Origin of the sequence: Oculatella sp. LEGE 06141, from assembly GCF_015207605.1 — a bacterium.
GTDB lineage: Bacteria > Cyanobacteriota > Cyanobacteriia > Elainellales > Elainellaceae > Oculatella.
Genome location: NZ_JADEWO010000045.1, coordinates 19,055 through 38,247, shown reverse-complemented (window position 1 = coordinate 38,247; position 19,193 = coordinate 19,055). Strand labels below are relative to the sequence as shown.

General features: G+C 49.2%; 16 protein-coding genes. 10 read left to right on the top strand and 6 right to left on the bottom strand.

Annotation, left to right across the window (positions count from 1 at the left end):
* Positions 1-59: 59 nt before the first annotated feature.
* Both IQ268_RS23760 and IQ268_RS23755 read right to left on the bottom strand, forming a co-directional pair.
* Positions 60-2,258 (bottom strand): pentapeptide repeat-containing protein, encoded by a 2,199-nt coding sequence (locus IQ268_RS23760; RefSeq protein WP_193884393.1) that lies wholly within the window; start codon positions 2,256-2,258, stop codon positions 60-62.
* A 166-nt stretch (positions 2,259-2,424) separates the two neighbouring features.
* Positions 2,425-3,024, bottom strand: a complete 600-nt coding sequence (locus tag IQ268_RS23755) for a GIY-YIG nuclease family protein (RefSeq protein WP_193884391.1) — start codon at positions 3,022-3,024, stop codon at positions 2,425-2,427.
* A gap of 250 nt (positions 3,025-3,274) precedes the next feature.
* On the opposite strand from IQ268_RS23755, the gene IQ268_RS23750 reads away from it, so the two are divergent.
* From IQ268_RS23750 to IQ268_RS23740, 3 genes are all read left to right on the top strand, one after another.
* On the top strand, positions 3,275-3,973 hold the full coding sequence (locus tag IQ268_RS23750) for a DUF305 domain-containing protein (RefSeq protein ID WP_193884389.1): 699 nt from the start codon (positions 3,275-3,277) through the stop codon (positions 3,971-3,973).
* 136 nt (positions 3,974-4,109) lie between these two features.
* Positions 4,110-4,892, top strand: coding sequence for a DUF362 domain-containing protein (locus IQ268_RS23745; protein ID WP_193884421.1), 783 nt, complete (start codon positions 4,110-4,112; stop codon positions 4,890-4,892).
* Between the two features lie 99 nt (positions 4,893-4,991).
* Positions 4,992-5,186: a hypothetical protein gene (locus IQ268_RS23740; RefSeq protein ID WP_193884387.1), complete on the top strand. Its 195-nt coding sequence runs from the start codon at positions 4,992-4,994 to the stop codon at positions 5,184-5,186.
* 127 nt (positions 5,187-5,313) lie between these two features.
* Here the strand turns inward: IQ268_RS23740 and IQ268_RS23735 are convergent, their stop codons facing one another.
* Positions 5,314-5,784 (bottom strand): DUF4383 domain-containing protein, encoded by a 471-nt coding sequence (locus IQ268_RS23735; RefSeq protein WP_193884385.1) that lies wholly within the window; start codon positions 5,782-5,784, stop codon positions 5,314-5,316.
* Between the two features lie 802 nt (positions 5,785-6,586).
* Between IQ268_RS23735 and IQ268_RS23730 the strand changes: the two genes are divergently transcribed.
* The 4 genes from IQ268_RS23730 to nuoB all read left to right on the top strand — a co-directional run bounded on the left by IQ268_RS23730 (position 6,587) and on the right by nuoB (position 11,133).
* The gene (locus tag IQ268_RS23730) at positions 6,587-7,465 is read left to right on the top strand and encodes a manganese catalase family protein (protein WP_193884383.1); all 879 of its coding nucleotides are present in this window, start codon (positions 6,587-6,589) and stop codon (positions 7,463-7,465) included.
* A 471-nt stretch (positions 7,466-7,936) separates the two neighbouring features.
* Positions 7,937-9,631, top strand: coding sequence for a beta-carotene ketolase CrtO (crtO, locus tag IQ268_RS23725; protein ID WP_193884381.1), 1,695 nt, complete (start codon positions 7,937-7,939; stop codon positions 9,629-9,631).
* 11 nt (positions 9,632-9,642) lie between these two features.
* Entirely contained in the window at positions 9,643-10,167 is a 525-nt protein-coding gene (locus IQ268_RS23720) for a DUF2243 domain-containing protein (protein ID WP_193884379.1), read from the top strand.
* 204 nt (positions 10,168-10,371) lie between these two features.
* Positions 10,372-11,133, top strand: coding sequence for an NADH-quinone oxidoreductase subunit NuoB (gene nuoB / locus IQ268_RS23715; RefSeq protein ID WP_193884377.1), 762 nt, complete (start codon positions 10,372-10,374; stop codon positions 11,131-11,133).
* A 39-nt stretch (positions 11,134-11,172) separates the two neighbouring features.
* Here the strand turns inward: nuoB and IQ268_RS23710 are convergent, their stop codons facing one another.
* Both IQ268_RS23710 and IQ268_RS23705 read right to left on the bottom strand, forming a co-directional pair.
* Complete coding sequence (locus tag IQ268_RS23710; protein WP_193884375.1) at positions 11,173-12,246, bottom strand: PRC-barrel domain-containing protein; 1,074 nt, start codon at positions 12,244-12,246, stop codon at positions 11,173-11,175.
* A 117-nt stretch (positions 12,247-12,363) separates the two neighbouring features.
* Positions 12,364-13,362, bottom strand: coding sequence for a DUF2382 domain-containing protein (locus IQ268_RS23705; RefSeq protein WP_193884373.1), 999 nt, complete (start codon positions 13,360-13,362; stop codon positions 12,364-12,366).
* Positions 13,363-14,149: 787 nt separating this feature from the next.
* Here IQ268_RS23705 and IQ268_RS23700 point away from each other — a divergent pair.
* The 3 genes from IQ268_RS23700 (at position 14,150) to IQ268_RS23690 (ending at position 16,676) form a co-directional block, all read left to right on the top strand.
* Positions 14,150-14,791 carry a hypothetical protein gene (locus IQ268_RS23700; protein WP_193884371.1) on the top strand — a complete coding sequence of 214 codons (642 nt, stop codon included), beginning with the start codon at positions 14,150-14,152 and terminating at the stop codon, positions 14,789-14,791.
* Between the two features lie 454 nt (positions 14,792-15,245).
* A complete protein-coding gene (locus IQ268_RS23695; RefSeq protein WP_193884369.1) occupies positions 15,246-16,124 on the top strand; it encodes an acyl-CoA desaturase in 879 nt (292 codons plus the stop codon).
* Between the two features lie 123 nt (positions 16,125-16,247).
* Positions 16,248-16,676, top strand: coding sequence for a nuclear transport factor 2 family protein (locus tag IQ268_RS23690; protein WP_193884367.1), 429 nt, complete (start codon positions 16,248-16,250; stop codon positions 16,674-16,676).
* Positions 16,677-16,710: 34 nt separating this feature from the next.
* Here the strand turns inward: IQ268_RS23690 and IQ268_RS23685 are convergent, their stop codons facing one another.
* Complete coding sequence (locus tag IQ268_RS23685) at positions 16,711-19,044, bottom strand: serine/threonine-protein kinase (RefSeq protein WP_193884365.1); 2,334 nt, start codon at positions 19,042-19,044, stop codon at positions 16,711-16,713.
* Positions 19,045-19,193 lie beyond the last annotated feature (149 nt).

The window sequence follows — 19,193 nt, the reverse complement described above, 5'->3', positions numbered from 1 at the left end:
CGCAGGCTGCATCCGGGTAGTTGCCCCTTTCCCGTCGCAACAAACGCAGTGGATTAGGGTCATTTAAAGTAAATTAAGAGATTCAGTCCTGGAATGGTGCGAGAGAGCGTCCACAGTAACAGGATGAAATAGAGAATGCCGACACTCCATTGGTACCAGGCTAGAGCCGTGATCAATCCCGGCATTTGTTCGTCGCGTAACCGAATGTCGTTGAAGCCAAACTTGAGTAAATTGTTGAGGCTGAAGTCAAAGTAATTGAGCCAGTTCCAGCGGCGATCGCCCAAAAGATGGGCATAGCGATCGCGGAAAAAGACATAGCGGGGCATGTTTGGCAAACGGCCAATTAAAAACCGCAACTGCCGCTGGCTGCCATCTTCAACAAAATAGCTGATATCCATTAAGGTGTGATAGTAGCCGCGCCGATAAATCAGTATTAGCAGCAACGCCGGAATGGGGACGATAAACACGCCCAGACCCAGCAGCGTTAGCCAGGGGCGATCGGCAACCCGAAAAATGGCAGAGAAGCCGCTTAGTGCCAGTAGACTCGCTGTACTCAACACAGAAACAATTTCGTAAAGCGCAGGCAAAACGGATTTGGATTGCAAGTGACGACAGCGATCGACAAACCAAAACAGGACGGCAAAATAGGCAATCACCACCATTCCCACACCAAACACGAGCCAAAAGCTGGTTCCGTAACGGCTGAGCGATAGCAGCAAACTTAAGCCAATCCAATGAAAGGCATTGAGCAACCAACTGGTGGGCGATTGGGGCTGGCTCACAATCACCCGATCGCGCACCTTTACATACGTGGCTAAATCGATTCCCTCCAGTTTGACAATATCCGATACACTCCGAAATGGTTGCTCTACGCGGCTTTTGGCGATCGATGCAATTTGTTCTGGTTTAAACCCCAGCGCTTTTAACTGCGTGAAGGATGCCGTATTGAGGTTTATGCCAGAAATTTGCTGTTTTAACTCCCGCAATCGTAGCCGCTCGGTTGTATATTCAACCTGGTTAGCATCGGGCACCTGTTCCAACAATCGGAAGTTTCGCACCAAATTTCGCAGCAGCGTCTCGTTCCCTTGCAGGGTGGGCACCGATAACGCCTGACCAATTTGCCCCGGATCGCCCAAAATCTTGGCGGCTTCCGAATTAAACTGCAAACCCGACACGTTTAGATACGCACCCTGCGAAAAGCTGGCATCGCCAAAGTCAACCTGTTTGAGAATATTAGCGCCCCGCAGGTTCACTGGTTGGTTAAACTGCGCTTCTCGAAACGTAGCCAGTTCTTCAAAGGTGGCTTCGGTTAGAAATAGCGATTGGGCAAATTTTGCTTTGTTCAACAAGGCTTGACCGTACCATCGGGTTCCCTGAGAAAAGTAGGCATCATCTTGCCAACGCGTACCGTTGAAGATGGCATCGTCTTGAAACGTAACCTGGCTGAAGTTAGCCGCTGATTGAAACTCGCTGCTCTGGAAGTTAGCAACGCCCACAAACCGAACCTGATTAAACCGGGCACGGTCAAAGAAAATAACGCTACGAAACCGGGCTTGCCGCCGAAAGTTTGCCCCAACAAAACTGGCAAGCTGGCCAAACCGGGCTTCCGAGCAATCTATATCCTGAACAAAATCAGCGCCCTGGGCTTCAATTCGTCCTAAGAAAAACGTATTGGCAAAGTCAACCACCCCTTCAATTCGGGTTTGGGTGAGTTTCAGCGGCCCTCGCAAGACTGTAATTTGCAGCGTGGCGGGTTGCGATTGAATAAGCAGCGATCGCGACAGTTGGCTAAACTGCGACAAACGGCGGCGATCGCGGCGCAACTGCTCTTGCTCAGCTTCGTTGAAGATAGGAGAAATGGTTTGCCCATATAACGGTTCTCGCAACCCAAATTCGCTTGCGTTCAAATCGCCATAAATCAGAGAATAGCTAAAATCTAACCCCAACGGTGCAGAGGATCGCTGTAATTGCGTCTGAATCAGGCGGTAAAACTGGTCACGAAATTCAGCATTTTCAGGGCGTAAATCAATTACCACTCGCTGAAGGTCAACCGTTCGCACCCCTTCACTCTGTGCTGGGGATCTCAGCCGCTCCTGGAGTTGTTCGAGGGTGAGGGGCGTTCGTTCTGGTTGGGCGATCGCCGCCTCGGCAGATTGTGGAAACAACACGCATAGCAACAGCACGCAACCGATGGCAATTCCAACAATTGCTTTAAGAGGATAGTTTGAAGGGGCTGAATGCCACCCGCTGCGTTTCAATGGTTAAGCCGCTAAGTCCAACTCCATCTTGAGAAGTGTAGACCTGATTCTAACGAAAGGCAACGTCAACTATACTGTTTGAGCCACAGTGTTTGAGCCTTGGAAAAAGACTAATTACCGTTTAATCTTTTGAAGATTCAACTAATAGCGAATCTAACGTTGCTGATCAGTGCCCGCCTACAAACGGTGTACCCCAAAACTTCCAGTTTTCTTTATTGAAGGGCGATCGCCACTTGTAAATTAACGCAGACTCAAACGCCTGCCGGGAGCGAGTTTCAACAGGAGCCTCCATCCAGAAGGCAATGCCGAGCATTGATGTAAGCTGATGCTGATAATGCGCCTGCCGATAATTTAACAAGTAGCGCTTGCAGTCGTGTTCGCCTTTCCAGCGCTGGTTCGATTTCACCGTTTCTCCCACATATAGCAAAATGGGCAGTTCATAATCAATGACAAAATAAAGGGCAGCGATGCCATGATCCTCGGCTTTCCATCGCCAAAACTCAGTATTTTGCTGGGGCAACCCAAACGGATGAATGGATTCTGGATCGACCGTTGCCCGGGGTTCAGCATCATTTTCCCAGTCAAACAAGGTACCCTGCTGCTGCACGGCAGCACTTACTTTGACCTGCTGCTGAAAGCGAAAAATTCGCTGCTTCCAGGCCGTCAGCGCCTCCTGGCTTAAGGCTAAGGATTCGTTTGGTTTAATGCGATACCGACCGCCTTGAACATCGGCAGCAGAGAAAAGAGAAGGTTGATGCTCAGCCACAATCCAGCTACTCTATCATTCGCCAACTCTTACAATAGCAGATCTGGCGGTTTTGCTCTGCTTCAAACGCTATATGTAGGAGTCTACTCCTGTGGCGATCGCAACTTTGTGTGATTTTCGGTGTTATCGTTTACCGTTTGATAGCGTATAGGGGGGATTCTACAGTTTTCCGTGTACTGGTTCAGGCAACGGCTCTACGGAGCCACTTGTTTGAACCGCAAAGACGATAACCTTAGCAGGAAACCTCTATATGACGCTTAAGCAAACCATTGTTTCACTAGCTTTGTTGGGAGCCGTTCCTCTGGCCTCTGTGAGCCTAACGGCCTGCAATAGCCAATCTGCTCAACAGGGCATGAATTACGGTGGCACCAGTAGCCCCAGTGACGCATCTGGGTCAATGCCAATGGACGGCATGGATCATGGAGCTAATACGATGACTACGGCTCTGGGGCCTGCCGATGAAGCGTTTGATCTGCGGTTCATTGATGCCATGATTCTCCATCACCGGGGAGGACTTGAGATGGCACAAGTCGCTCAGGAACAATCGAGCCGGAATGCAGTTCAGCAGTTGGCAGATGAAATCATCACGGCACAGGAGCAGGAGATCCAGCAACTGCAATCCTGGCGGCAGACCTGGTATCCCGATGCCAGGGAGGAACCAATGGTGTATGACACTGAGATGGGGCACATGATGCCAATGGCTGAAGACATGCGTTCCAGTATGATGATGAGTCTAGATTTGGGCACAGCCGATGATGAGTTTGACCTGCGGTTCATTAATGCAATGATCCCGCATCATGAAACTGCGGTGGTGATGGCGCAGGAGGCGTTGGAAAAGAGCGATCGCCCTGCCATTCAAGCACTTGCTAAAAATATTATCAGTAGCCAACAGCAGGAGATTGACGCAATGAAGCAGTGGCAACAAGAGTGGTATGGTCAACAGGGGTGACATCGCCTAACATCAGTTGCACTGCATTGTAGAGAGAGGCGTAGAATGGCTGGAAAACGCTGAAACGATCGTCTCCCTCTATCGTTTTCTAGCCGATTCTGCCTCTCGATTTTCCCGTCTTTGGGTCATCTTTTCCATGCCATCTCAACTGCACGCGGCTGTTCACATCGCCGATACGACTCAGTTTGACTATCAGCCACCCGCCGCCGCCTATCATGCCCGCCAAATTTTGGTTAAACCCAATTTAGGCTATCCGGTTGCGCCCCCCGTAACCGTTAGCATGGGTGTGTTAGGAGCCGTATTAAAAGGATTGCGTCAGGCCAGCCCCCATGCCGATATTTTGATTGTTGAAGGAGTTTGCTCTGCCCAATCGTTGACAGAAATCGTCAGCGGCAACGGTTTGTATTCCATAATAGATGACGGTATGCAGGTGTTGGATGCCGACCAACTGCCTTTAAAGGAGTATGCCAACCGATCGCCCCATCCGGTACGATTCGCTTCAATGCTGGCTCCGGCACTGTTAGAAGAAGTAGATTGCCGCATCAGCGTGAGCGCATTCAAAAGGACTCATCTCAAAGGACTGCCTTTAATTTCGGCTTCATTGAAAAATTTGTACGGTCTGTTTCCGCGCGATCGCTACAAAGCCAGAAGTCCTAATTCTCGCGGGCAGCTACATCGCCCCTCTGTTCCGCTGATCTTACAGGATGTCTATTTCACGATTGGACATTTGTTCAATGGTGCAGTTGTAGATGGCGATCGCAAATTGATCAGCCGTGACTGGAAACCCGATCGGGGACAAACCGTCGATTTGGGCAAAGTGATCTGGGGCGACGATTTGTTGGCCGTGGATCGAGCGGCTTGCCAGGTTGGAGATGAAACCGTTCCAGATTACATAGAGGCGATCGAGCAATTGAAGTAATGCGATTCAATGATGGATTTGGATGATATTACGTCCAGAGATAGGGTTTCAGTTGGGTAGCTGTCTCTAACTTGGTAGTGTCCCACTTGAGGAAAAGCCATGTCTGGTAATACAGCCGATCGTGCGTCGGTCGATCCCCACGCTGACGATAACAGAGCGTCGTCGGCTAATACAGAATCAACGGATTCGCAGTCTAAGGTAGAAGCATCCTCAGAGACTCGTGACTCTGGCGATCGCCCCTCCACTCCGCAACAGCCTAACGAAAACTGGGAAGCGGTCAACGAACCGGAGTAGAACCATTCCTTCAACCGCCCCAGGCTGCTAACTTAGCTCAACTCTTCTTTAGCTAGAACGCCCACAGGTCGAGCCTGCGGGCGTTTTAGCAATTTGTATTCTAAACCTATTGACTCAACCCCCAGCGTTAGCTTTGGTTAAGAGAACTGCTGTAGCGTTGATACTCTCGCTCTTGCTCTGCCACAATGTCCAATAGCTTGGGAGAATCAATGAAGCCAAAGTAGAAGGCGATCGCTGCTGTAAGGGCATGTAGCCAAACGTCGTTTCCATAAATGGGAATTAAGCCTAATGTGGTGTTGGTGTAAGGCAGCAGACCCATAATGGCCAGTGCCCCGTAAAAGAATGCCAACCCTCGACCATAGAGGCGAGAAGCACCCAGGGCGATCGATGACAAAATGCCCAAAACACCGACAGTGAGGTGGACTATGTTGTGGGGAACGTTGATCGGAAATAGCCCCATTAAATAGCCATATCCGGCATCCAGGAAATCGGCTGTTCCGGCGGATGGTGCTTTAACTAAGCCGGGAACAAACCCTGAAATGCCAATCATCAAAAAGAGAACCCCAGTAATCAAAGCAAAATTTTGTCCAGCTTTCATGCGTTTTCCTATTATTGAATCAGTAGCAACCTTCTAGGTTAATTTCTCTGCCGTTATCCTTCTTCTCCTAAAGGAGTAACTTATTGATCTATCAGCCGATCGAGTCCATTAAAGTTCTAAACCCTCCTTCTTCGAAAATAGTGATCTTTATTACAGGCGGCTTTAACATTCTTTCTGCTAATAGTTATGGATTGTTGAATTCCAGACTCGCTATCTACAATAAATAGCGAACAAATAATTTTAGTTTGTTTTTAGCTCAAGCTTATTTTTTCCATCAAATTTATTTCTAAAAAGCGGTCTGAACCTGACTCTATTCGGTTCTCTGGTGGAAGAAATTACGTTGCCAGCCCTGGAATGGCTTCACTCTTAGTAGGCTGTGATCGCTGGCCTATATGGCTTTTAGCAAGTAGTGCAGCATTTGACGGCATGAACAGTTATAGAAACCAGCTTTTGCAGAATAATAAACCAGGTTTATTCTTTCAAAAGATAGTTTCAAAGCCTAGTTTTTAGCCCCCCACAAGTGGAGGCTTACATACTTTATGTAAGCAAGCTATAACAACACATTTGAGCCTGTTCTGAGGTTTAATTCCTCACTCTCTCTCAGTTAGTTTATGAAAACAAAATGAAAGTACTTGTGCTAAAGCGGGTTTTTGTATTGTCATACCTGCGACCGATTTAGCACACTTTCTAGATTGTTAAAAGGAATTAAGCGTAGAGAGAAGCTAATGAATCACTCTCTCCAAAGCAGATTTTAATACTGTTTTCTGCTGCTCAAAATGTAAACCAGTTAAGGACATTTTAGATGTTTTACCACGATAAGCACTTGCAATACTTTACGCGCCCAGATCAACCTGACGCGGTTTATGCAAACAAGCTTCAGGAATTGATCGGTGGCCCATTTGGTGAGATCACCGTTATGATGCAATATCTGTTCCAAGGGTGGAATTGCCGTGGGCCAGCTAAGTACCGTGATATGTTACTCGACATTGGAACCGAGGAAATCGGCCACATCGAAATCTTGGCAACGATGATTGCTCATCTTTTAGAGAAAGCACCGCTCAAGGCGCAGGAGAACGGCGCTCAAAACCCTGTAGTGGGTGCTGTAATGGGCGGTGGCAGTGCCAAGCACGCCATGCATGATATTATTTCGAGTAGCATGAACCCTCAACACGCGATCGTCTCTGGCCTGGGAGCGTTGCCTGCTGACAGCACTGGTTATCCCTGGAATGGTCGGTATGCAGTCGCTAGCGGCAACCTCATGGCAGATTTTCGTTCTAACCTACATGCAGAATCACAAGGTCGCCTCCAGGCGGTTCGCATGTACGAAATGTCGGACGATCCAGGTGTGCGCGACACCCTCAGCTTCCTGATTGCCCGTGATACTATGCACCAAAACCAATGGCTGGCGGCGATCGAAGAACTAGAATCGTCTGGTATGGAAACAACCCCCGTACCCAGTTCCTTCCCTCAAGATCTGGAAAAGAAAGAGCACTCTTACCAGTTCTGGAACAATTCAATGGGTGAAGAGAGCGGCACTGGTCGGTGGGCAAAAGGCCCTTCGATGGATGGCAAAGGCGAGTTTGAATATATCGCTAATCCTAAGCCAATGGGAGAAGCAATTGTGCCCCCACCAAGCGATCCTCGCCTACATGGTACAAATGCCCCTTCTAGTGAGCTGTAAGCCCTTGTAACGCCATACTCAAGGCGAAGTAAGGATAATTAGATAAGGGGACAAGGAGAGTTGGTTCGCAAGGAATCGGCTCTACCTTGATTCCTTTTCCTGTAGGCCATTTATCAGATGGTCAGATGGTCAGATGGTCAGAGGGTGTCTGAGAATGGCTCAACATTCTAAATTAGCCCCCTAAATCCCCCAATTTTGGGGGACTTTGAAACAGAATTGATTCGGACGTCCCCCAATTGTGGGGATTTGGGGGCGTTTCGAGTTGGAGCTTAGCACTTTTAAGATATCCTCTCAGACCAGATCAATTAACGGCGTTGCTGAAACACGGTGTGAATTCGCCCCAAAGCTCCTAACCATCACAAAGTTCAGAATTGGAGAATTTAAGGGGCATCAAAACCACGACCTACCAACGATTCATCCGTCTATTTCAATGCTAATGAACCTTCTAATACATTGACTCAAGTAAGCTGAATGCAAGAGTACGACGTTGTTATGATTGGTGCAGGGCATAATGCTCTGGTTTGTGCAGCATACCTGTTAAAAGCTGGTTACAGCGTTTTGCTGCTCGAAAAACAGCCGTTCCCAGGTGGTGGTTCAACGACAGAAGAGTTGATGCCTGAAGCTGCTCCGGGGTTCAAATTTAACCCTTGTGCGATCGACCACATCTTCGTTCATCTAGGCCCGGTCGTTCAAGAACTGGAGCTATCAAAGTATGGGTTAGAGTATCTGTTCTGTGACCCGGTGGTGTTCTGTCCCCATCCGGACGGCAAATACTTCCTGGCTCATGGCTCAGTGGAAAAAACTTGTGCCGAAATTGCCCGTTACAGCGTTCGCGATGCCAAGAAATACGCCGAATTCATTGATTTTTGGCAACGAGTAATTGGCGCGTTGACAGCAGTTTTTAATGCTCCTCCTAATTCGTTGCTCGACATTGCAGGGAATTTCGATCGCGCCAAGTTGAATGATTTACTCTCCCTGCTGGGATCGCCAACCGAAATCGTGGACGTGATCAGAACCATGTTCACCAGCCCGCTGGATAACATCAATGAATACTTTGATGAAGAATTTCTCAAGGCACCCTTAGCTCGGCTGGCCGCAGAATTGAGTACCCCTCCGTCGCAGAAAAACATGGCAGTGGGATCAATTATGATGGCGTTGCGGCACAACCCAGGCATGGCAAGACCTAAAGGCGGAACGGGTGCATTAACTCAGGCGTTGGTTAACCTGGTTCACGACTTGGGGGGCACTATCCTCACCGAGCAAGAAGTACAACGAGTATTGGTAGACGACCAACGAGCCGTAGGGGTGCGCGTCGCCAATGGCCAGGAATATCGCGCTAAACGAGGCGTGATTTCAAGCATTGATGCCAAACGTGTGTTTTTGCAACTGATGGAGTCCGCAGAGGTTGATGCAGCCAATGATCGGTTGCGCGAGCGTCTCGATCGCCGCATCGTTAACCACAATGAAGCCATCCTCAAAATTGACTGTGCGTTATCCGAAGCGCCCCGGTTTGAACATCACCATCACCGAGATGACTATTTGATGGGTTCAGTGCTAATTGCCGACTCGGTAGAGCAGGTGGAACTGGCTCACACTGATCCTGAGATGGGTCGCATCCCGCTCGACGATCCCTCCATGTACATGGTGGTGCCAACCATGCGCGACCCATCAATGGCTCCAAATGGGCAACACACTTTGTGGATTGAGTATTTCGCGCCGTATCAAATTGCTGGAGCCAACGGCACCGGGTTAAAGGGTACCGGATGGACGGAGGAGCTAAAGGATAAAGTGGCCGATCGCGTACTGAGTAAACTGGCAGAGTATGCACCAAACGTCAAAGATGCCATCATTGCCCGTCACATTGAAAGCCCGCCAGAACTGGAATCGCGGCTAGGCATGTTGAAGGGGAACTACTATCATCTCGACATGACCTTTGATCAAATGATGTTCTTTCGCCCATTGCCCGAGCTGGCTAACTACAAAACACCCATTGCAGGACTATACCTGACTGGGGCAGGTACTCATCCGGGTGGTTCCATTTCAGGAATGCCGGGACGCAACTGTGCCCACGTTTTCCTGCAAAATCAGCATCCTGTTGTTCAGTCGCTCAAAAATGTGAGCGATTCCCTGGCATCCACTACAAAATCGCTGTTTGGTCTTTCCTAGTGGTTAATCCTATGACACATCATTCAACCTCTGACGTTTCCCCACCCAAAAGCGATCGCCTCCTCGTGGCGGCTGGAGTTTTGCTTGGCATGGGGTTTGCTGGTTTTTTTGATGGCATTGTGCTGCATCAAATTTTGCAATGGCACCACATGTTAACCAGTGTTCGCCCTACCAATAGCCTTGAGGATTTAGAAGCCAATACGTTTTGGGATGGTGTATTTCTCATGGCGGCTTCTGTGTTTACCGCAACGGGATTGATACTACTCTGGCGGTCAACACATCAACAATCACGGCTATCGTCAACAAAAGTTCTGGTTGCCTCCTTGCTTCTGGGAACAGGTGGATTTAATCTCGTGGAGGGACTCATTGATCACCATTGGTTAGGCATTCACCACGTGAAATCAGGCTCCAACGAATTGGCCTGGGATATTGGGTTTCTCTTGCTTAACCTGGTTTTAGGGTTGGTGGGTGTTTGGTTGTTACGAGAACAGCGATCGCCACAACCGTCTGGCACTGATACTCCGGCCAGTACATGATAGGCTTGCCCTGGCAGTAGCAGTAATGGTGTTGCTGGTCGGATGAATCGTTCCCTACGTCCCAATTCCAGGAAACGTCCGAACCGATAAAATTTCCAGACATGAAGAATTCTGAGGGCGATTAGAGTTGTGCCCTATTAACGGTTCATCCTCCATTCAGCAATGCCCGAATTTTAAACCAACGTTAATCTGAGTGAGAGTAATATGAATTCAAACTTTGATGCGCTACAGCAACTCAATTCACCATCTGCGCCCCAGGATCAGATCATTAATCCAATTGATTATCCCACAACTACCCAGCAGCTTTCCGAGAACGTTATTTTAACCACAGTGGATGACCTCTACAATTGGGCACGGCTTTCTAGCTTGTGGCCATTGCTCTACGGAACAGCCTGTTGTTTTATTGAATTTGCGGCGTTAATTGGTTCCCGGTTCGACTTTGATCGGTTTGGTTTGATTCCTCGCTCCAGCCCCCGACAGGCTGATTTAATCATCCTGGCAGGCACGTTAAACGTGAAAATGTCTCAACCGACTATGCGTCTTTACGAGCAAATGCCTGACCCCAAGTATGTAATTGCGATGGGCGCTTGTATGATTACAGGCGGCATGTTTAGCGCCGACTCTCCAACGGCGGTTCGTGGAGCCGATAAGCTGCTTCCCGTCGATGTGTATATTCCGGGATGTCCACCGCGTCCAGAGGCCGTAATCGATGGCATCATCAAGTTGCGGAAAAAAATCTCTAACAACTCATGGCAGGAGCAAGAGTCATTAGGACAAACCAATCGATATTACAGCATTCGTCACAATATGAAGCCCGGATCAGCCATTTTGACGGGTGAATATCTGCGATCGCCCAGCCGAACCGCGCCCCCCGAAGCGTTAGCGTCTTCGATAGGAATACCCCTTCCCACATCTCTCCAGAAAGATAACAAAGAGGCGATCGATCGCGGTTCTGCTCCTGATTAAACCTCCAAGTAGGGTGGGCATTGCCCACCTTACGAGACGTTAGATTCTGTCGATCGGTTGGCGATCGTAGGTCGATTGCTGCTCAGGATCTTGCAACACAATAGTTACCTGGACTTGCTCAGATCCAGCATTCGGCTGATTGGCAATCTCCTCTAAATACTGACTGGCCGCTCTTGCTGAGGTAAACTTATTGCTCACGGTCGGTCGAGCATTCAAGTTAGCTGCGTTAGATAGCTCTCTCTCCAGCCTGTCCTTTTCGACACCATCTTTGTCTCCCAAGTCCACGATCGCCAGCGTCTTGTACTCTGGACTGACTTGCTCTACAATCAATTTCTCTCGTCGAATGGGCACTTCAACGATTCGAGTTTCAATTTCCTTGCGAACAACTACCTCCCCAATTTTGCGCTTGTTGGGATGAACAACCAATCGTTCTTCTAACAGTTGAATGGTTTCCTCAACGGTGGTTTTTGGTACAGGAGCAGGGGATACAGGCTCAGACCGTCTCGCGGGCTGATAAGTCGCCTCAGGCATAACCCTGTCGGCAGTGGGTTCGGGGAAGGTAGGAGCAACCTGGCTGCGCTCTACCACGGGTTGCGTTGGTGCATTCAAAGGCTGCTGCGGGGGAACCTGGCTGAGCGGCACCACAGTGGGTCTGGTTTCAGGAACCGGAGCCGACTGAGTGTTTACTTCTGGGATATCCACGACTCTGGGGGTATCCAATGGTAACGACGTTTCTAGTGGTGCAGAGGTTTCTATACTGCCCGGATAGTGATAGTCTGTTCGAGTCGATTCACGATTATGAGCAGCCGTTACATTTTTGTTATACGCTGGCATTTCTGTGGCATGTGACTTGGTTAAACCATGTACATAAATGCGGTGCCGATTAGGGTCAACCTGGTGACTGGTCAGGGGTAACAGCACTTGCTTACCCGCAATCCAACTGCTCAGGTTTACCACCAAATATTGAAAACGGTTAGTGTCATCGATCAAAATATCTACAATTTTGCCGATCTTCTCGTCGCGATCGCCATACACGTCAAACCCCTGAATGTTATTGCTGTCCGACGCTTCACGATTGTTTCTAACAAAATCTTCAAATCTTAAAAGTGCCATACTATTTCCTTGTTTATACGCTTATACGATCACAGGCAGAGCTTCAATAGCCCTGCCTGACATAGTTAGTTCTAAGCCCTAGGGCTTATCTGGCTTCCGTTTCTGGAGCATCATCGCTTAGATGCGATCGCGGTTGCCAGGACGTTGATCAGTGCGTCTATCTGTTCCCGAACGCTGATTGATCCCTCTGTCTACGTTGGGACGGCCTTCTGTATTAACGTCTAGCTCTTCACGGCGAAGTTGCTCTTCGGCATTTACTGTATCCCGGTCAACTTCTTTTCTAACCTTCACTTCTTCCCGTACAAAAGCTTCTTTGTGGATATCGGGAGTCTCTTCGTAGACATCCATACGAGCCACTTCACCTTCGCGGAAGCTAGCGTCACCCGGATTCACTGCCGTGCCAGCACCCGTAGGAGTCGTGCGTTCTACCACTACACGCTCTTTCTCAACAGGTACAGAAACGCGCTGGGTTTCCGTTTCCACATGTTTGCCAACCGTGACCTCTCCGGTCTTCTGGCGGGTTTTGTTTGCGATCAACCGCTCTTCGTACAGCTTGAGGTTCTGGTGGTTTTGCTCGTTTATGTTGTACAAATCGGGATCACGATCGTAGCTATAGCTATTGCGATCGTAAGCGGCTCGACCCGCAGCAGGGGTACCAGTGGAACGATCGACGGGAGCGTTGCCTGGGGTTGTAGTAGAGCGATCGAGCGAGGTGCTGCCTAAAGTAGTAGAGCGATCGACGGTAGCCGTACCCGGTGTGGTAGCAGTTGGACGATATACACCTCTCACTTGCTCTTCGTGATCATAGTCGAGGGTCATGTTCTCGTCGTAGTTGGGCAGGTTTTCCACTTGCGACTGCGTTAAACCATCCGCATACACTCGGCGATCGCTGTGGGAAATCCGGGCGCGACCAATGGGCAGCAATACTTTCTTGCCAAACACCCAGATTCCTGTGTTAATCACGAAATAGCGGAAGTTTCCAGCTTCGTCAACCAAAAGATTGTCAACGGAACCAACTTTCTCATCTCCGCTGTAGAGATCGAACCCCAGGATATCTTTGTCGTCAAAGTGCTGACGATAATCTGGATCGAAGTCTTTAATTTTATAGAGAGCCATGTTGCTTTCCTTAAGTTTCCTATGTTTGCGTCAAACTCACCTGAACGATAAAAACTTTGTTGGACTCCAACATCCTTCTGGAGGTGGACTATCAAGCTTGCTTCCATAGATTGAGCAACAATGATTAAAATACTGGATAAGCCATGAAGGCAAACGGGGTGATTATAAATGTGCGAATTGCCTGGCTAAAACGCAACAGTGGTGCAAATATCAAAGGATAGCTATTGAAGCGGCAGGATAATGAGAGCGACAAGCCTTGATTTGAAGTGGTCTGAAAAGCATCAACCATTTTGTATTCGCCTCAAATGTAGAGATTGCAGAGGTTAATGCAAAACGTTTCTGATGCAGCGTTCCTATTTGGCTCAGCGCTTACACCTTATGCTGGTTGGGCAATTCAGGAGTCGTTCGAGCGGTGCTAACACCTGCAAGATGATCTCTCAACAAGATATTCAGCCGCTTGAAGTGAGCGTCAATTTCTCATTTGCTATCTCATATTGCACAAATTGCACAACGTCAATTGCACAACGTCAAATTTTTAAGTTCTGGTCTGGGTAAAGCGCCAGATTGGAAGTTAACCAAAGCTCTCAATGTAGCAAAAAATAATTTGGTTTGAAAACTACAGTTTTTAAAACTTTTTTATCTGGTTAACTTTTAAAAAGGCACACCGTTTCTATTCCTGTTGATAGGTTCATAAGTTCGACCATCAACATACCTTGAAATTACTTTTGAATAGAGTTCGTTCTTTTCATATAGCTTCACATCTAGCTTCACAAGGAGTAATTAAGCGATGGCTTACACTGATAGACCGATAGACCGAGTTGTTGAACGAGCTGCCGTTCCAGTAGCGGACTATCATGATCGGGTACGTTGGGGTCCCATTATTGCTGGATTAGTTGTCGCTTTAAGTACTCAACTGGTCTTGAGTGCATTAGGAGCGGCAATCGGTTTAACTACAATCGCAGGCTCAGATGCACCCCGTTCCAATGTGGGTGATGTTGGCTCAGCTGTTGGCATTTGGTCAATTATCAGTTTGTTAATTGCGCTGTTTATTGGGGGATGGGTAACGGCTCGTGCCTGTGGCCCAATGAACCGAAGCACTGCCTTATTGAATGGCGCTATCCTGTGGGCGACAACACTGGCAATTAGCGCCTGGTTGCTCACCAGCGGAGTCACAGGAGCGTTTGGCATAGTAGCATCAAACGCCGGAGAAATCATCAATCAAGCGCAGCAAGGCGGGGTTCCGGCTCCAGATGCAACTACAGGAGCCACCGCGCAACAGACCCGTGATATAGCGGGTAACGCTGCAAAAGTGGGCTGGTCGTTTGCTTTGGGTTCGTTGCTAGGATTGGTTGCAGCTCTTATCGGAGCATCTGTTGGTACTCGCCATCCTCGAGCCACGGCTACAACGACTACCACCGTTCGAGAATAAAACCAGGAACTTAGGAGCGGGGTTGCTTCGTCTCTTTCATAAGGGGATGGTTCAAAAGTCTGATTTGTAGCTCGACACTTGTAGGGCGTGGCATACTCTGCGGGAAGCCAGCTATGGGCACTACTTCTGGATCGGATGCTAAGCCCTTACAGGAGGCACCTAATACTTCTAATCCTTTCCAAACAGCCGCTTAGCAAGTTGAGTTGGCCGTTGGTTGACCAGAGCCAGAGTCGTTGGGTATTGCCGAACATATGATATTAATTTTGTAGGGGTATTGCATGGCGATGCCCCTACAGCGGGTGTTTAGCAAACCCATTTATTCATCTGTTCCGCAATGCCGTGTTGCGTTGGTTGGCGATCGCCGTAATCAAACATATAACTTTGTTGAAATATGTTAAACAAAGTGTTTCGCATTAATTGTTACTATTTTCCAAGCTAACTTAATACCTCACGTATGCTGTCAAGACAAAAACGTCAAATAGATATTCTGGGTAATATTCCTTTTATATCAATTCATATCGCTTGCCTCCTCACATTCTGGGTAGGATTTAGCTGGACTGCTCTCATCACCTGCTTCCTCCTCTGGTTTGTGCGGATGTTTGGCATTACCGCAGGGTACCACCGCTATTTCTCCCATCGTGCCTACAAAACAACACGCTGGTTTCAATTCGTACTGGCTCTTTTAGGCAACGCTGCTGCTCAGCTTGGCCCGCTTTGGTGGGCGGCACACCACCGTCATCATCATCGCCATACTGACACAGAAGATGATATTCATTCACCGGTTCGCAGTGGTTTTTGGTGGTCTCATGTGGGTTGGGTGTTGTGCCCCTACTATTCCAAAACAGAAGAACGGAAGGTTCGCGACTTTGCTCAATACCCAGAACTGCGGTACCTGAATCGATTTCATATGGTGGCTCCAATTACATTGGCAGTCGCCGTAACGGTTTTAGGAGTTGGGTTTCAACGGTTTATTCCTCAACTCCATACCAATGGGTTGCAAATGCTGATCTGGGGATTTTGCGTCAGCACAACGTTGCTTTATCATTCCACATTTACCATTAACTCGATCTCCCACATTTTAGGGACTCGCCGATTTGATACGGTCGATAATAGCCGCAACAACTTATTTCTAGCTTTAATTACGCTGGGTGAAGGCTGGCACAACAATCATCATTATTATCCTGCTTCAGAGCGGCAAGGCTTTTACTGGTGGGAAGTTGATGTAACTCATTACATTCTTAAACTGTTGTCGTGGTTTGGCATCGTCTGGGATTTAAGAAGTCCGCCCACCAAAGTTTATGAACAGGCTCTTTATTTGACTGAAAAGTACTAGCGATTGCGCTGGCTGTACTATTCAAGTAATCAGAGAATTAGCCAGATTGTTGTCTGGTATCTTGTAAACAGGCTTTATCTCTGGCGAGACTAAAGCCTGTTTACTTTTTGCTGGTCAGTCACAATGGAAACCAAACCGCCCCTGCCCCCGTTTACGTTAGAAACAGCCAGAGCAAAAGTTCAGGCCGCAGAAGATGCCTGGAATACGCGCGACCCAGAGCGGGTTGCGCTTGCCTACACGCCCGATTCCCAGTGGCGTAATCGCGCTGAATTCTTCTCCGGACGCGACAACATCAAGGCGTTCTTGCGCCGTAAGTGGGATAAAGAATTAGACTATCGGCTCAAAAAAGAGCTATGGAGCTTTACCGACAATCGAATTTCTGTTCGCTTTGAGTACGAATGGCACGACGACTCAGGACAGTGGTATCGCGCTCACGGAAATGAACAATGGGAGTTTGCCGAAAATGGATTGATGCAGAGGCGAGAGGCCAGCATCAATGATGTTCCTATCACCGAGGCAGACCGAAAGTTTCGCTGGGAACGAAAGGGATGAGGGGGTTCAAGTTCTGTAGTTTGCTCACTGGCTATTAAAACTGCCAATCTCTGGCAGTGGTGTCTTTGCTGCCGCTGACCAGCGCTTTACCATCGCGCGTATAGGCGATCGCATTCACCCAATCGCTATGTCCAGACAGCGTGTGGAGCTGCTCTCCGGTTTGCAGATCCCACACCTTAATGGTTTTGTCCAGGCTGCCGCTAGCCAGGGTTTTGCCAGCCGGATCAATGGCAACGGAGACTACGCGATCGCTATGACCAGACAGGGTACGCAGCAATTCCCCAGTTTGTAGATCCCATATCCTGACCGTCTTATCCCAACTGCCACTCGCAACCAGTTGGCTATCGGCGCTAACGGCAACCGCACGAACCGCATCGGTATGTCCACGCAGCGTGTGCAGTTCTTCTCCGGTTCGCACGTTCCAAACTCTAAGGGTGCCGTCATAGCTACCGCTGACCAGGGTTTGTCCGTTGGGGCTAATGGCAACCGACCAGACCGAGTCGTAATGATCTGGCAGCGCTCGAATCATCTCTCCTGTATTCAGGTTCCAGATCTTGATGGTGCCATCATAGCTGCCGCTGGCGATCGTCGTTTTATCAGGGCTGATCGAAACCGACCAGACCGGGCCAGAATGACCAGATAACGTTCGCAGAACTTGCCGGGTTTGCAGATCCCAAACCTTAATCGTTTTATCGCCGCTACCGCTGACCAAAGTAGTGCCATCTGTGCTGATGGCGACATCCCTCACTGCGTCCTGATGGCCTTCCAGGGTGTCAAGCAGGGCACCCGATTGTAAATCCCAGACTTTAATGGTTCTGTCGTAGCTGCCGCTAACGAAGGTCTTCAAGTCGGGACTGGTTGCCACTGTCCAAACCGTATCGGCATGACCTGTGTAGGTTTTCGTTGCCACGGGTAGCGGGTTAACCGGGGAAGGCAATTCCTCGCCCTGGTTAGGGCGTTCTTCGGTTGGGGTGAAAGGACTTTGGGAGATAACCGACAACATCGAAGACAGCGAAATGACCAGAGCGATCGCGGCTGTGATGCCTGCTCCAGCCAGCAGCAGGGTTGGTTTGTGGGGCGATCGCCCTGCCGCCACCTCGATCGCATGGCTAGATGACTTGCCAGCCAGAGACCAGGTAGATTGCGTGTCCGAATCGATAGCGGGTTGATGGGCGAGTTCAGATGGATGTGTCGTGAGTTCTGCTGCTGTGAGTTCTAATGGTGCAACCAGAGATGTACTGGATGCGCCAGTCCTGTGGTGCAGCGCTTGGGTCGTCAGCGATGAGGTCGGATGCTTGGCTCTGCGGACTCGGTTGCGAGATGCCCTGCCAACAAACGGCAGCCAGTTTAACCAGCGGCTCGGTTGTTGCGCCACGGCAGGATCGATCGCATCAATAGCCGCTTCCAATGCCTGACTCAACGCTCGTACTGAGGAAAACCGATCGTCGGGCGATTTCTCCAGACAGCGCATCACCACGTCTTCAAGTTCTAACGGCAAATGGCTACAGTTCGGTTGTGCCCTCAGCGGCAGCGTGGGTTTTGTTAAATGAGCCACTCCCCAGGCTGCGCCACTCACCTGTCTCGACAAATCATCAAATCCAAACGGATTGGTTCCCGTCAGCATTCTATACAGAATCATGCCCAGGCTGTAGATATCTGTCCGTTCATCTACACCTTTACCAATTTCAAACTGTTCTGGAGCAGCGTAGCGAAATGTTCCCAGAAACACGTTGGTGATATTCGTGAAATCAGCCTGATCGGTGTGGATTTTGGCGATGCCAAAGTCTAAAATTTTGGCAAGTTCGCCCAGAGCGGTGGGCACCAAAAAAATATTGCCCGGTTTAAGATCGCGATGCACCACTTTCACCCGTTTGCTGGTGCCCTCATGCCGCAGCCGCACCCCATCATGAGCCAACTGTAACCCTGCACAAATTTGAGTGATGATGTTGATCGTGCGCTCAACCGATATCTGGCACTCTTGCCGCATTACCTGATCGAGGGTTTGCCCTTGCAAGTACTCCATTACATAAAAGGGGTAGCCTTCGGGCATCACGCCGTAATCACTGATGTGAACAATATGCTCGCTTCGAAGTGCCGCGCACACCGCCACCTCTCGCTCAAATCGCTTTCGTAAGTCAGCCGTTGCCAGTTTGTCACTCAGCAGCTTTAGCGCAACGGGCTGATCCAGCAGCGTATCGGTTGCCAGAAAGACTTCTCCCATGCCGCCGCTGCCCAAACGACTCTCAAGGCGATAGCGATCGCGCTCACCGACCAACTGACCCAGCCAGGGGTCAACCACTGGAGGAAGGCCAATCCAGTCACCAATGGGTTCACCCAGCCAGGGATCGTGCGGTTCAAAAAAGCTCATCGATCCAACTCTATGTCAACAGTGGGAGCCAAGCCAACGATTCTACGATGGCGTTCAAACGTGCTACTGACAACCTAATGTCTCCACTATATCAGGAGGCTCTAAGTGATTGTCCCTGATTTGGTTATCTGTGCTTAAACGTGATCATG

Excerpts from the sequence above, each read along its gene's own strand:
- IQ268_RS23750 (WP_193884389.1), top strand. The coding sequence starts at position 3,275 with ATGACGCTTAAGCAAACCATTGTTTCACTAGCTTTGTTGGGAGCCGTT.
- IQ268_RS23745 (WP_193884421.1), top strand. The coding sequence starts at position 4,110 with ATGCCATCTCAACTGCACGCGGCTGTTCACATCGCCGATACGACTCAG.
- IQ268_RS23740 (WP_193884387.1), top strand. The coding sequence starts at position 4,992 with ATGTCTGGTAATACAGCCGATCGTGCGTCGGTCGATCCCCACGCTGAC.
- IQ268_RS23735 (WP_193884385.1), bottom strand. The coding sequence starts at position 5,784 with ATGAAAGCTGGACAAAATTTTGCTTTGATTACTGGGGTTCTCTTTTTG.
- IQ268_RS23730 (WP_193884383.1), top strand. The coding sequence starts at position 6,587 with ATGTTTTACCACGATAAGCACTTGCAATACTTTACGCGCCCAGATCAA.
- crtO (WP_193884381.1), top strand. The coding sequence starts at position 7,937 with ATGCAAGAGTACGACGTTGTTATGATTGGTGCAGGGCATAATGCTCTG.
- IQ268_RS23720 (WP_193884379.1), top strand. The coding sequence starts at position 9,643 with ATGACACATCATTCAACCTCTGACGTTTCCCCACCCAAAAGCGATCGC.
- nuoB (WP_193884377.1), top strand. The coding sequence starts at position 10,372 with ATGAATTCAAACTTTGATGCGCTACAGCAACTCAATTCACCATCTGCG.
- IQ268_RS23710 (WP_193884375.1), bottom strand. The coding sequence starts at position 12,246 with ATGGCACTTTTAAGATTTGAAGATTTTGTTAGAAACAATCGTGAAGCG.
- IQ268_RS23705 (WP_193884373.1), bottom strand. The coding sequence starts at position 13,362 with ATGGCTCTCTATAAAATTAAAGACTTCGATCCAGATTATCGTCAGCAC.
- IQ268_RS23700 (WP_193884371.1), top strand. The coding sequence starts at position 14,150 with ATGGCTTACACTGATAGACCGATAGACCGAGTTGTTGAACGAGCTGCC.
- IQ268_RS23695 (WP_193884369.1), top strand. The coding sequence starts at position 15,246 with ATGCTGTCAAGACAAAAACGTCAAATAGATATTCTGGGTAATATTCCT.
- IQ268_RS23690 (WP_193884367.1), top strand. The coding sequence starts at position 16,248 with ATGGAAACCAAACCGCCCCTGCCCCCGTTTACGTTAGAAACAGCCAGA.
- IQ268_RS23685 (WP_193884365.1), bottom strand. The coding sequence starts at position 19,044 with ATGAGCTTTTTTGAACCGCACGATCCCTGGCTGGGTGAACCCATTGGT.